This is a genomic window from Chloroflexota bacterium, from assembly GCA_020161265.1.
Lineage (GTDB): Bacteria > Chloroflexota > Chloroflexia > Chloroflexales > Herpetosiphonaceae > Herpetosiphon.
The window spans coordinates 188940-202860 of the sequence record JAIUOC010000001.1 but is presented as its reverse complement, the minus strand read 5'-3'; the positions used below and the strand labels follow the sequence as shown (position 1 = coordinate 202860).

12 protein-coding genes are annotated in these 13921 nt (G+C 47.6%); 4 read left to right on the top strand and 8 right to left on the bottom strand.

Annotated elements, in window-relative coordinates:
• Positions 1-18 precede the first annotated feature (18 nt).
• The 4 genes from LCH85_00725 to LCH85_00710 all read right to left on the bottom strand — a co-directional run bounded on the left by LCH85_00725 (position 19) and on the right by LCH85_00710 (position 4482).
• Positions 19-969, bottom strand: coding sequence for an NAD-dependent epimerase/dehydratase family protein (locus LCH85_00725; protein ID MCA0350493.1), 951 nt, complete (start codon positions 967-969; stop codon positions 19-21).
• 110 nt (positions 970-1079) lie between these two features.
• The gene (locus LCH85_00720; protein MCA0350492.1) at positions 1080-1688 is read right to left on the bottom strand and encodes a TetR/AcrR family transcriptional regulator; all 609 of its coding nucleotides are present in this window, start codon (positions 1686-1688) and stop codon (positions 1080-1082) included.
• 272 nt (positions 1689-1960) lie between these two features.
• On the bottom strand, positions 1961-2776 hold the full coding sequence (gene trpA / locus LCH85_00715) for a tryptophan synthase subunit alpha (GenBank protein ID MCA0350491.1): 816 nt from the start codon (positions 2774-2776) through the stop codon (positions 1961-1963).
• A 23-nt stretch (positions 2777-2799) separates the two neighbouring features.
• The gene (locus tag LCH85_00710; GenBank protein ID MCA0350490.1) at positions 2800-4482 is read right to left on the bottom strand and encodes an acyl--CoA ligase; all 1683 of its coding nucleotides are present in this window, start codon (positions 4480-4482) and stop codon (positions 2800-2802) included.
• A gap of 122 nt (positions 4483-4604) precedes the next feature.
• Between LCH85_00710 and LCH85_00705 the strand changes: the two genes are divergently transcribed.
• On the top strand, positions 4605-5144 hold the full coding sequence (locus LCH85_00705; protein MCA0350489.1) for a hypothetical protein: 540 nt from the start codon (positions 4605-4607) through the stop codon (positions 5142-5144).
• A gap of 82 nt (positions 5145-5226) precedes the next feature.
• Positions 5227-6342 (top strand): hypothetical protein, encoded by a 1116-nt coding sequence (locus tag LCH85_00700; protein ID MCA0350488.1) that lies wholly within the window; start codon positions 5227-5229, stop codon positions 6340-6342.
• 22 nt (positions 6343-6364) lie between these two features.
• Here LCH85_00700 and LCH85_00695 read toward each other — a convergent pair whose 3' ends face one another.
• Both LCH85_00695 and LCH85_00690 read right to left on the bottom strand, forming a co-directional pair.
• Positions 6365-6913, bottom strand: a complete 549-nt coding sequence (locus tag LCH85_00695) for a hypothetical protein (GenBank protein ID MCA0350487.1) — start codon at positions 6911-6913, stop codon at positions 6365-6367.
• 147 nt (positions 6914-7060) lie between these two features.
• On the bottom strand, positions 7061-7558 hold the full coding sequence (locus LCH85_00690) for a pyridoxamine 5'-phosphate oxidase family protein (GenBank protein MCA0350486.1): 498 nt from the start codon (positions 7556-7558) through the stop codon (positions 7061-7063).
• 122 nt (positions 7559-7680) lie between these two features.
• Here LCH85_00690 and LCH85_00685 point away from each other — a divergent pair, with 122 nt between their 5' ends.
• On the top strand, positions 7681-8613 hold the full coding sequence (locus LCH85_00685; protein MCA0350485.1) for an aldo/keto reductase family protein: 933 nt from the start codon (positions 7681-7683) through the stop codon (positions 8611-8613).
• A 53-nt stretch (positions 8614-8666) separates the two neighbouring features.
• On the opposite strand, the gene LCH85_00680 is transcribed toward LCH85_00685, so the two are convergent.
• Together LCH85_00680 and LCH85_00675 are read right to left on the bottom strand one after the other, a co-directional pair.
• The gene (locus LCH85_00680; protein ID MCA0350484.1) at positions 8667-9134 is read right to left on the bottom strand and encodes a hypothetical protein; all 468 of its coding nucleotides are present in this window, start codon (positions 9132-9134) and stop codon (positions 8667-8669) included.
• Between the two features lie 226 nt (positions 9135-9360).
• On the bottom strand, positions 9361-9762 hold the full coding sequence (locus LCH85_00675) for a lectin OAA (protein ID MCA0350483.1): 402 nt from the start codon (positions 9760-9762) through the stop codon (positions 9361-9363).
• A 399-nt stretch (positions 9763-10161) separates the two neighbouring features.
• On the opposite strand from LCH85_00675, the gene LCH85_00670 reads away from it, so the two are divergent.
• A complete protein-coding gene (locus LCH85_00670) occupies positions 10162-13746 on the top strand; it encodes a PAS domain S-box protein (protein ID MCA0350482.1) in 3585 nt (1194 codons plus the stop codon).
• Positions 13747-13921: the final 175 nt, after the last annotated feature.

The window sequence follows — 13921 nt, the reverse complement described above, 5'->3', positions numbered from 1 at the left end:
TTCAAGGCCGTTGCCACATTAGGCAGCGGCTTTTTGTTGGGTTTGACCACGATACCAATTAATCGTTGCCTGCAACGCTTGCTCCAGAGGCGTGGCAGCCAGGCCAAGTTGGCGTTCGATCGCTTGGGCATCGACAATTTGTGGCTCAGTATATTGATAAAACATCTCAACAAACTCGCGCATAAACGAATCCATCAGGCCAAACGCCTGAATCGCAATTTTGGGCAGGGCAATGCTGCGTACCTGGTAGCCCAACAAGGTGCCAATTGTTTGCAGCATGGCGCGTTGGGTTAATGCTGGCATAACGGGCAAATGCCAAGCTTGACCCAGCGCCGCTGGATGTTGCCCCAACAATGCCAAGCCACGGGCGACATCGCCAATATAGCTAAAACTGTGCGGCAAATCGATATTGCCCAACAATTGAGCTGGCTTATGTTGCAACAGCATTGGAAACACCCGATCGCCCAAACTTGAGTTAAGCACACGCGGCCCAAAGAAATCGGCGGCTCGACCCAAGGTAACTTCGAGCGCACCTGCCCGATGCGCCGCCAAATAGGTTTCGACCAATTCAGCTCGCATACGACCTTTGCGGGTATGCGGTGCAAACGGCGTGGCCTCAGTCATTGGTCGGCCTTGACTCGAACCATAGACGTAGAGCGTATCGAGCACCACCAAGCGAGCGCCAGCAGCGGCGCTGGCCTGCATAATCGTTTGCTGAAATTGCGGCATAATCTTGGTCTGTTCAGCATAATGGACGTTCGCGCAGTGATAAACCACCTTCGCGCCTTGGCACAACTCATTAACTTGCGCTTGATTAAGCAAGTCACCAGCGACAACCTCAACCGCCGCTGGCAGATCGGCCTTACCGCTACGATTGATACAGCGAACCCGCTGGCCTTGACTAATAAGCTCTTCAGCAAGCGTGCTACCAGCTGGGCCTGTGCCAAAAATAACTTGTAATGAACTCATGGTTATACTCCTTGTATAATATTCAATAATCGAACATTGTTCGATTTAGGTTAAATTCCATTTAGATCAATAGTCAATAATCGAACATAGTTCGATAAGACTCAAAAAAATTACGAATTGGTCATTAATAAGCCCTGTAACAAGGCTTGGGTTGTGCGTTGGATGCGGGCTTCGATCTGTTCGGCTTGGCTGAGGCGTTGGCTGAGCGCAAGGCTGACAATTCCATGTAAGGTAGCCCAAAGAATTTCGCTATCTTCACGCAAATTTGGGCTAGTCACTTGTTCGTCGATCAACAATGATTGCAAATCTTGCTCAACCAATAAACATGTTGGCCAAGCCGCTTGGTTACGCAACTCTGGGTTAACCGTCACCCCATCCATGCCATGCATCACTTGATAGAGGTCGGGATTGGCTTGGGCAAAGTGCCAATAGGCGAGCGCGATGGCCTGCAAGCGCTGATATGGATCAACATGGGCAGCACTGGCTTGTTGCATGGCATTGGTCAATTGTTGAAAGCCAATTTCCAACAAGGCTTCTAAAATTGCTTCCTTGCTAGCGAAATATTCATAAACCATCGATGGGCTATATTCGATCAACTCGGCAACTTTGCGGATGGTCAAGCCCGACCAACCCTCGGCTTGGGCAATTTGGCGTGCACCACTGAGAATCCCCTCGCGGGTGGCTTGTTTGATCCGTTCGCGGCGTTCTTTACTGCCCATTGGTTGTTTCCATTCCAGTAACACAATTTCATCGAACAACGTTCGATAATAATATAGTTGTTCAGAAATGAATTGTCAAGAGGTAAAATTGATTGTTGGGGATCGGGGGTTGGGGATTGGAGGTCGGGGGTTTGCTAAGAAATCAGGAATGAGTGAGCATGAAACCGTGAATTACGCTGGGAGCGGACATGGCCGAACGTATAGTGATAGCTACACGTCAGCCTGTCCGCTCCCAGCGTATGCTAAAGAAGTTGGGGGACAAGGAAATTAACTTATTGCTGATAGCCCTTGGCCTGATCAGCAGCATCGCGCAAGCTTTGCACAAACTGTTGTGCTCCAGCAGCACGCTCTTCGGCAGGCAAGTGGCCAATGTAATCGAGCAAGGCACTGGCGCAAATTGCCCCTTCAGCCATTTTGGCAACCGAGGCTACATGTTCAGGCTTGGAGATACCAAAGCCAACCGCCCGCGGCAATTGGCTATATTGGCGTACTCGCGCCAAGAAATCACCCAAATCGTCGGCCAACGCGGCACGAGCACCGGTTACACCACGCAATGCCACACAGTAGATAAAGCCCGACGACAGGCTGGCAATCTTGGCAATGCGGGCATCAGTCGAGGTTGGAGCCAACAAGAACACCAAATCCAGCTCATGAGCTTTGGCCGCAGCATGAAATTGGTCGGCTTCCTCAGGTGGTAAATCGGGTACGATAAAACCATCAGCGCCCGCCGCTTTGGCTTCAGCCACAAACCGTTCAACGCCATATTGAAACATGGGGTTGAAATAACCCATCAGCAATAACGGAATGCTCATGCCAACCGCTCGTAATTGGCGCACGGTCTCCAAACAAAATCCAATATCAACCCCATTAGCAAGGGCAATATCAGTGGTACGTTGGATCGTCGCGCCATCGGCCAACGGATCAGAAAAGGGCATGCCAAGCTCAAGCATGTCCGCGCCGCCAGCAACCAAGGCTTGGGCTAAACTCAGGGCTGAATCACGCTCAGGGTAGCCAATTGTCAAAAATGGCATCAGGGCCGTCCGACCTTGGCTGGCTAAGCGTTCAAAAGTTTGGGCAATTCGGCTCATAGCGTCCTCAACTACAGCAGCCACTACTCACGAAACTGGCTGTCATTCCATTCGGCAAAGAGTTCTTGCAGGCGCAAGCGTTGATACTTGCCCGTTGCGGTAACCGGAATTTCCGTGCCAAATACCACGACTTTTGGGCATTTAGCAAAGGGCATCTGGGCACGGCAATGGGCCAAAATTGCTTGTGCATCAAGTTGTGCGCCATCTTCGGGCACAATATACGCACCCACTTCCTCGCCATACCAATTATTAGGAAAGGCGATCGCTAAGGCGGTGCGCACTCCAGGCACGGCCAATAGCACTTCCTCAATCTCAAATGGGCTATATTTTACCCCACCACGATTGATCAGTTCTTTGAGGCGACCGGTGATAAACAAAAACTGGCGACCTTGGGCATCCCATTGATAAAAGCCTTCATCGCCTGAGCGAAACCAGCCATACTTAAAGGCTTCGGCGTTAGCATCAGGTCGATTGAAATAGCCCATCATCACATTATGGCCGCGAATCACAATCTCGCCGCGCTCGCCTTCGGATAAAGCATGGCCTTGGGGATCATGCACTGCCATTTCATTTGGCCAAATTGCCACGCCAATGCTCGGATAGCCAAAATCTTCCATCCAATGACGATATTCGGCATCGCTCAGATTAGTTGGCAAGAAGCATGAATAGCATGTGGTTTCGGAGAGTCCATAGCCGTGGAGCACCCGCACCCCAAATTGATCGTAGAAACGTTTGGCTAAGGCCACGGGCAGCGTACCAGCCCCACAAATTAAATAGCGCAAGTGGCTGCGTTCAAATTGGCAGTGTTCTGGTTTGCCTTCGCATAAATATTGCAAAATTGTTGGCACAACCGAAACAATCTGCACGCCTTCGTTGGCGATGCGTTGCCAAAATGTGCTTGCACTAAACGCCCGATTTAGCACAACTGAAGCCTTGGCCAACAATGGCGTAACCAAGGTCACCACAATGCCATTCACGTGGTGAATTGGCAAAATCGCCATCAAACGGCTGGTTGACTCAATCCCATGCCAGCGCATAATCCCGGTGCAATCGGCCAGCAAATTATAATGGCTTAGTTGCACGCCTTTGGGAGCGCCAGTTGTGCCCGAGGTATAGACCAACAACGCTTCATCATCAAGGCTTGGCGCTTGAGCCGACTGAAAAGTTATAGCTTGAGCCGCCAACGCCTGCTCAAAATCAGCATCCAAGGCCACAATATGAGCAACTCCAGCGGCATGGCTACAAATAAGCTTGGCCCGTTCGAGGTATTCGGTTCGCGCCAAAACCACCCGAACCGCAGCATTATCCAAAATAAAGCCAATCCGCTGATCATCTTCGCCAACATTTTGCGGCGCAATTGTGGCCCCAATTAACCAACAGGCTGCATAAATTGCCACCGTGTCGGGGTGATTATAGGCCAACGTGGCAACCCGCTCGCCATGCTGCACTCCATAAACTGTTGTAAGCAAATTGGCAATTCGAGCCGCTCGCTCAAACAAATCGGCATAGCTCCAACGGATTTCCTCGCCAGCATGATCATTAAAATAGGCCAAATATTCGCGTTGAGCTTCGCTGGCCGCTCGAGTTTGCAATAGCTCAGCCAATGAAGACCATGGCGTTTGAACCGTCGTGGCGGGAATTCCAGTGTAGGTATGGGCAGCATTCAACAACTGCATTGTCGTTGGATCAAGCTCAGGGTGCGTCATTGCACAAATACTCCTTAACGGATAGCACACAGCGAACAGCCGCACCATTATAAACGATGCTGTGGCGAAGAATTAAGTTAAAATAGCGAGTCACAGATTCATACAAGCAAGGAATGTGAGTGATGACAGAGCAACAACCAATGGCTGCCGCGCCAATCAAATATCGTGAAGATGGCGAGGTCGATTGGGCCAATATGTGGGAAACATTCTGCGATTTAGCGCTTGAGGGTGGGCCAGCCCATCGCGGGGCCGATGCAAGCATCCCAATCCAAATCAATGCCAATCCTCAGCATCCCAACTATCTGCAGGTCTATGCTGAGTTATGTCGCGGCATTTACGAAGTCAGCGGCCTGAGCGCCCATATCGGCGAAAATCCCGAATGGCTGGCAATCGAATGTCCGATTGTTGGCCAAGCTCAGTGGCTAGCTGGCGCGATCAATCAAGAGCATGTCGCGGCTCAGGCTACTGGCCAACAGCTGCTTGTGCCAATTCACCAAGATTTCAGCCTCAAAAGCGAAATCAAAAGCGTCATTACCGTCGTTGCCAAAACTACTCACTACTGGACTGAGCATCTGCCACAGTCGGTTAAACAAAGTTTTGCCATTCAAGCCCAATTGAGTAAGGCCGGCCAAAAAATCAAACGACTCTTCAATCGCAGCTAAACCTAGTTTATTCAAGGAAAGCCAATCAATCCCCATTGCGTCTTAATGGCATCGAAGAGTTATTTTCGTGCGGAGGATTTCAATGGGGATTCACGATTCGTTTGACGATATTGGCAACCAAGCAAGCTCACGCCGCTCATTTTTGCGCAATAGCGGATTAGCTGCCTTAGCAACCGCTGGGGCATTGAGTGCCCTCGATCAGGCAGCAGCCAATACCAAGCCTGTCCAGAGCGAAAGCATTACAGCGGCCACAGGCGAGATTCCCGCTAGCGCCAAATTTGCGCGACGAGCATTTCGCTCATTGACCTTGTTGGCGATGAGTGCCGTCACCAGCGATCTGCGGTTTGCCCAAAAAGTCTATGGTTTGGCCCTAGCCGATTTAGAAATTAACCTTGCTGGTTTGCAAACTGCCAGCGATAACGTTACCAGCCTGAGCTACACCCCCAATCCCGAAGACGACTACGAACCACGTCCTTGGTGGTGGCCACGTCCTTGGTGGCGGCTCAAAGAACAATTATTCACACCAATTGAGCGGATTCCGGCTGGTGGCTTGGTAGTGCTCGATCTGCATCGCAGCCTTGATGCCTTCAACATGGCCTTTCAATATGGCGACCAAACTTTGCAAGCTGAAAATTTGCGCTTGGCTCGCGGCGAATTGCGCAGCCATTTGGCAACCTTGAAAGGCTCAAGTAGCTTTGCTGCGTGGGAGCCAGGCGATGATATTTGCCCACCTTGGTGGCCATTCCCATGGCCACCCAAACGCCAGCCGACTATTGCAACATCGCAGCCATTGCTTGAGCTTGGCACATTAACCAAAGGCTTAATCAACTATGGTTTAGGCCAATCCATGCACAATGCGGCACTTGGTCGCGCCCGCAGCAAAGCAATTATTGTGCAAATTCAAGGCAGCACTCGCAAAATGGCTGGTTATAGTGGCAGTTTGGTTGGGTGGGAAGATGGCGATGATATTTGCCCACGCTGGCCGTTCCCATGGCCAGGCCCATGGTCGCTTGGCCAAGTGCTTGATCAATACAACGCCGAACCAGAGCCACTACCATGGCGGCCTATTGCGAGCGAAGTCTTGAGGGCCAGTACCATTTTCGCCGTCGCCAGCAATCTCGGCGATCGTGGAATCGCCCAAGGCTTACGCGATGCAGCAATCGTACAAATTCAAGATCAAGTTGCCAAATTAGGCTAATTTCTGGGCAATTGCAGCCGAGCTAGGCAACCCGTTTGCTCGGCTGCAAACGATTAAGTGGCCAAATCTCAAGTTCATCCAGTTCGCGTAAGAGCCGTTGGGTTGGCACAAACCGCCCAATCGCTTGGATCGAGGCTGGTTGTTCGGGCAGTTGTTGAATAACTTCATGAGCTGCTAAATAGTGGCTCTGTTGAGCAAACCATGGCCGCAATTGGGCCACAGGCAAAACATAGACTTTACTAGTAGCGGCCACATAGCTATACCAATATTCAGCCGCCGTAACGCTCAAACGACTAGCGGGGTCGGGGTCGGCTTGCCAGGTTGGGATAAAAAGCTGTTGATCGTTGCCAATCTCATCGTAATAAAAGGCAATTCGGATGCTGCGCTTGGAACAGGGGGGCATGCGCACTTTCCAGACAATATTGACTGCTAATTGTTGATACAACGGCACATGGGCAACATCATTAACTTCAAGCGTATCGCTAAAGCTGCGTAAATGCTTCATCAGTAAACGCTTAACTTCACGGCTTTGTTGATCGCGCAGCGAGGGAATTTGTAGAATTGTTGCCATTAGAATGCCTCATTTCGTAGTTGCTTCAGTAACCCATTTTGACTATACCAGAACAAAATTTCTATGTCAAGCACATATGTTCAGTTAATATTAAAAAGGCCAGTTGCAATAAGCAACTGACCTTAATTTAGAGCCAAAAATTAATATTTAGAGCTTAACCTTGCCATGCTCCCCAATTTCGGGGCGTTCGCCCGTAACCAGCGCCGACAAAAAACCAGCCACTTGGACAAACGTGCTATTGGGCGTATCCCAATATTCGACAATTTGCGGCTCAACCTTAATCAAAACAATATTGGGGTCGTTTTCATCTTTAAACCAGGCTTTAGCCAACGGAGTCCAAAGTTCTTTGATTTTAGCCCGATCGTCAACAATTTGGCCTGTACCACTCAGCGAAACATAGCGCGAATCATCAACATCAACAAAGGCTACATTGACTTGCTTGGATTGGCTTAACTCAGCAATTTTGCCACTATCACGCCCAGTCATAAACCACAAATCGCCATCAAATTCCTTTTGTTGCACCACCATCGGGCGGCTATGCAACGAATTATCACTAGCAACCGTGGTTAACATCGCCAATTTAAAGCCTTTCAATTGCTCGGCGACTTTGCTAATATTTTGTTGGGTAGTTGTTTGATCTTGCATTGCAGTATCCTCCAAAACAGATTTTCCACTGCATAATCAAGGCAAGAGCTATGCCAAGAGCCATGCCAAATTCGTGGTATGATCAAATTGTAATTTCAGCATATCTTCCTGAGGAGGCTTCTGTGGAATATCGACGGCTAGGCAAAGCAGGCATGCGGGTAAGTGCGGTATCACTCGGCGCATGGTTGACCTACGGCGGCAGTGTCGAAGGCGATCAAGCCGCCCAATGTTTGCGGTCAGCAATCGACAATGGCATCAATTTTATCGATGTTGCCGATGCATATGCCTACGGCGAAGCCGAAAAAGTCGTTGGCGGCGTGATCCGCGATTACAAACGCTCGGATTTGGTGCTTTCTTCCAAGCTCTATTGGCCCATGAGCAACAATGTGAATGATCAAGGGCTAAGTCGCAAGCATATTATGGAATCAATTGATAAAAGTTTGCGCCATTTTGGCACCGATTATTTGGATATTTATTTCTGCCACCGTTTCGATGCCAACACGCCACTCGAAGAAACTGTCCGCGCAATGAGCGATTTGGTGCAGGCTGGCAAAATTCTCTATTGGGGAACCAGCGTCTGGGAAGCTGAACAAATTGAGCAAGCGGTCAGCATCGCCAAACAATATAATGGCTATTTGCCGCAAGTTGAACAACCACGCTACAACATGCTTGACCGCCATATTGAGCCAGCAATTATCCCAACCTGTGAGCAGCATGGCCTTGGCTTGACGGTTTGGAGTCCTTTGGCCCAAGGCTTATTAACTGGCAAATACAATGCGGGCTTGCCAGAGGGCAGTCGCGGAGCCACCACCAAATGGCTTGATCGCGAGCTCAATGAAACTAATTTGAATAAGGTGCGCCAATTAACCACGATTGCTGGTGATCTTGGCCTAACCACCAGTCAATTGGCCTTGGCTTGGGTTTTGCGTTTGCCGCAAATTAGCTCGGTCATTACTGGCGCAACCAAGCCTGAGCATGTGCTCGATAATATCAAAGCCGGCGAAGTTCAATTGAGTGCTGATGTTCAGGCTCAAATTGAGGCAATTCTGGCCTAAAATAGCAATGCCCCACCAACCAGCTAGTTGGTGGGGCAGATTCAAAAGCTTAATTATTTCATAGTCCATTCGCCGCTACCACCAGTAACCGATGCGGCCACGGCCAAGGCTGCCCCAGTAAAATTACCAAGGTAATCGTTGCCACGCCAGAACTGAATCGTCACAGCGCCAGCAACCCCCGAAACCACCGTCACTTGGAAGCTACAATCGCCAACCAGTTGATTGGCGGGTACGCCGATATAGGCTCCAGCGCTGGTTCCACCGCCAAGCCCAATCCCCCACATCGTGCCATAAAAATGGGTCTTTTGGCCATTATCAAAGGTCAAATCGCAGGTACACGTACCATAAATAAAGGCGGTTGCAAAGGTTGCCGAGCCTGTTGCGGTTGTGGTTGAGCTTGCAGCCGATTTTTCTGGGGCATTTTTGCTCACATCAGGAAATGATTGTTTGATTGATTCAATAGTTGCATCATATTGAGCTTTAGCAATCGAAGCGTAATCAATTTGTTGTTGAGTTGTCATGATAATTCCTTTACTACACAAATTCTGATGTCGTTTGAATCGATTCATGATTAAAACGTTGAATCAAGCGCAATCCTGAATTTTATCAGCAATATTTTACAAATTAAGCTACTATAATCAATCATAAAACTATCAGATTAATAAGTTATTAATTCATTATTTAAAAATTTAAACCACAAAAAAACCAGTCATGGCCGTTTCGCCATGACTGGTTGAAGATTAATCGTTACTGAAGCTTACCGCGAAAACCGATTGGCCCTTCGCCAGCATAGACCATCGTGCCATTGAGAGTTTGGCCACCGTCACGTGAATCAACATCAAGATTAACTGGATTTTGATTATCACGTGTTCCAATAATCCAATGGCCGCCAGGATGCCATGGAGCACTATCGCCACCCCATTGGTTTTCGACAGCATAGTTGTTGGCACTGGTACGGGTTGCGCGGAATCCGATTGGGCCTTCATTGATGTAGGTCATCGTGCCAGTAAATGTTTGGCCATTATCAGCGGAGGAAATATTGATCGCCACAACATTTTGGTTATCACGCGCACCTAACACCCATGTACCGCCGGGATGCCATGGAGCACTATCGCCGCCCCATTGATTTTCAACCCAATACACGCTCATCGGTTGTCCTCCTAACTAAACCGTTGTACCAAAGAACTCAGCCACAGGCCAAAGCGAAGCAGCTCAGGCGTTGATGGGAGCTTTGATTGAACGTGATATGACATTGGCTCGTTGCTGGTTCTGCATGTTAAACGTTGGACGAGCGACAATCCTGAACATAGTTGATATATGATTAATCTGCTCAATCATGGTTTCGATTGATCAATACCCATAAAAGATCATGGTTGCCGAGCGTTTTACTCGATAGCATAACTATCCCAACAACCAAAATTTGTTTATTGCATGAGCCACTAGGCACTGCTATACTGCTAGAGTGTCCTCTTAACTCGCAACTCACAATACACTCAAACCAGCCTAAAATTTTGTCAGCAATTGTGCTAAAACCGCGAGGATCGCGCAATGCCCGATATTGATGATTCATCACAGCTAACCAATCTCCCCGCATGGTTGCGCAATGGCGGTATTGCTGGGGCTATGCTGCAAAGCATCGATTGGGCAAATCACCCGCTCGGTTCAATTGATCAATGGCCAAGCGCTTTGCAGACTGCACTCAGTATGGTGTTGTATGCACCGGTTCCAATGGCATTAATTTGGTCGGCATCACAGACAACTTTTTACAATGACCACTATATCGAATTGCTCGGCAACAATCACCCCCAACAACAAGCCCAAACCACTGATCCAACCGGCTATTTTGGGCAGCAAGCGATCTTTAGCGCCATTCAACAAGCCCAACTTGGTCAAACCAAGCTGCTGACAGCTCACTCAATCGATCAACCACAACAACACTGGCTGATCGATTTGTCGTTTAGCCCAATTTATGCTGAGCAGGGCACAATTGTCGGGGTGCTCAATACGGTCAATCAGATCAATCGTGTGCTGCGGCTAGCCCAGCCAAAACCCAGCAGCCAAACCCCCTTTTTGGATTTGTTACAGCAGATTGAACTCCCTTTAGAGCAAATACCCAGCTTTCAGCCCGATCAAGAGCGGATCGCCCCACTGATCGGCTACGTCGATCGCCATGGCGCTTATCGCTTTAATAATCCCGCCTATCAAGCCTGGTTTCAGCGACCACTCAGCCAAATAACTGGCGCTAGCGTGGCTGAAGTCTGGGGAGAAACCGCCTATCAGCAATTTTATGACCATATTCATCAAGCTTTGCTTGGCCAAGCGGTAGCCTTTGAGACCGTTATCAGCCTTGAAGATCAGCCTGTGCGAAGCGTAGCAGTTGAATATCAGCCCGATTTAAACACCGATGGCGAAGTCCAAGGATTTTTCAGTTTCATTAGCGATATCAGCACCAACAAAAAATTAACTGTCGCGGTACAAGAATCCAAACAACGCTTTAATGCAATTTTTCAAACCAGTTCTAGCCCAATGGTCATTACCCGTTTAAACGATGGCCTAATTTTAGAGATCAACGAAAGCTTAATCAGTTTGTTGGGCTATCAGCGCGATGAACTTGTTGGGCAGGCCATTCAAGACCTCAATATTTTTGTTGATCAGAATGATCGTACTGCGATGGTTCGAGCACTTAAAAAACAAAGCTATGTCAGCGATTATGAATTAGAATTAAGAACTAAATCGACTGATACGATCTTTGTGATTTGTTCAATGACATTAATTGTATTGAGTAACAGTTTATGTGGCTTTACCGTTATTCACAATATTAACAATCGCAAAATTTATGAACGTAAGCTCAAAGAAAGCGAAGAACGACTGCAAATCGTGATCGAAAATCTTAATGAAGGCATCGTCTTATCAGATCTTGATGGCAATCTATTTCATTGGAATCGGGTTGCTTTGGCGATGCATGGTTTTGCAAACATGGAGGAATGTCGTAGTCGCATTCCTGATTTTAAAGATTTCTATGAAATTAGCACGCTCGATAACCAAGTACTAGCTATTGAACAATGGCCCATGTCGCGGTTGATTCGTGGCGAAATCTTAGAATCAATCGAGCTAAAAATCCGACGAATTAATACACCAGTTGTCTGGGAGCGGATTTTTCGCTATGGCGGAGCAACCGTAATCGATTCATCAGGTCATTCAGTGGCATTTTTAACAATTAACGATATTACTGAGCGTAAATATGCTGAGGAAAAATTACGCTATCAAGCTAATTTATTAGCTCATGTTTCCGATGCAATTATTTCAACTGATAGTAATTATTTAATCAAAAGCTGGAACCGTGCTGCCGAAGAAATTTATGTATGGCAAGCAAACGAAGCAATTGGCCAACGTTTTGGCTCGTTAATCCCGACCGAATATATTCATAACGATTCAAATGAGCAAGCAGGCACTCAATTATTTGAACAAGCGTTCTGGCAAGGTGAGGTCTATCAATTCGATCGGTATGGCCAACGTCACCATATCCTTAGTAGCGTTTCGCTGATCAAAAATAACCAAGGCCACATTCAAGGCACTGTGGCGATTAACCGTGATATTACTGCTTATAAACAAGCAACTCAAGCCTTGCAAGAGAGCGAACGCCGTTTCAAAATTCTAACTGAATCATTGCCGCAATTAATTTGGACATGTACCCCTGATGGAAAATGCGATTATCTAAGCCAGCAATGGGTGCACTATACCGGTATTCCTGAAGCTGAACAACTAGGTACGGCCTGGATTAAACAAATTCATCCTGATGATCAGGCTTCAATTATGCAAGAATGGCAAAAAGCGCTTATTGCTCAACAAAAGTTGCACAGTGAATATCGAATTCGCCGTTTTGATAATACCTATCGTTGGTTTGATACTCAGGCGGTGCCTTTATTGGGTCAAAATGGTGAAATTATTAAATGGTTTGGTGCTAGCAACGATATTGATGATCGTAAACGAGCTGAAGATGCTCAATTACGTAGCCAAAAGATGGAGGCCTTAGGCACGCTTGCTGGCGGAATTGCCCATGATTTTAATAATATTTTGCTGGCAATTACTGGTAATACCCAATTAGCCATGTTCGATCTTGATCCACAGCATCCAGTACAAAATAATTTACGCGAAATTGAGCAAGCTGGCGAACGAGCGACCGATTTAGTCCGTCGGATTTTAACGTTTAGCCGCCAGCAAGAGGTTAAACGTGAAATTGTGCTGCTACCAACCATTATCGACGAAGCAATAAAATTATTACGCGCCACCTTGCCTGCCATGGTTGAAATTCAGGTCAATGTTATTGGGCCAATTCCAGCAACTGCGGCTGATCCAACTCAAATTTTCCAGATTATTATGAATTTAGCGACCAACGCGGCTCATGCAATTGGCAATAATCGGGGATTAATTGAAATTCGCTTAGATTTAGTGCATTTGACAGCTGAATTATCGCGCACAATTCCGAATTTGCACGAGGGCCATTATGTGCGGCTATCGGTGAGCGATAACGGTTGTGGCATGGATAAAGAAACCATCAAGCGAATTTTTGACCCATTTTTTACTACCAAGCCGCTGGGCGAGGGCACTGGGCTGGGGTTATCAGTCGTCGATGGAATTATGAAGGGCCACGATGGGGCGATTACGGTTTATAGCCAAATTAACAAAGGCTCAACCTTTCGACTCTACTTTCCGGCGAGCAACCAGCTACCAACCCCAACCCCACCCAAACGTCAGATCGTCTCGGAAAATGGCTATGCGCATATTTTGTATATTGACGATGAACAAGCCTTAGTAACCTTGGCAGTTAAAATGCTCAACACCTTAGGCTATGGCGTAAATGGCTTCACCAATCCCCAAGCAGCCTTGGACTATTTTCTGCGCGACCCCAGCGCAATCGATGTGGTGATTAGCGATGTTTCGATGCCGCATATGTCGGGCTTTGATTTGGCGAAACAATTATTGGCGATCAAGCCCAATTTGCCAATCATTTTGACCTCAGGCTATGTGCGGCCTGAAGATTACGAACTAGCTCAAGTTTTGGGCATTCGTTCGTTGATTTTAAAGCCACATACCTATGAAGATTTAGGCTATACCCTCGCCCAAATTCTTTAGGCTCAAGCCATTGAAATTTTTTAACGGTTCTTTACCCTTAACTCATCTGCTACTCATCCAAGTAGCATATTATCATCCTCGGAAACCACGCTCGGTACAAGGAAACAGCATCAACAATCGTGACGATGAAAAGACCTTGGAAGGAGATAACTTCATCACCTTCAACCATAGACCG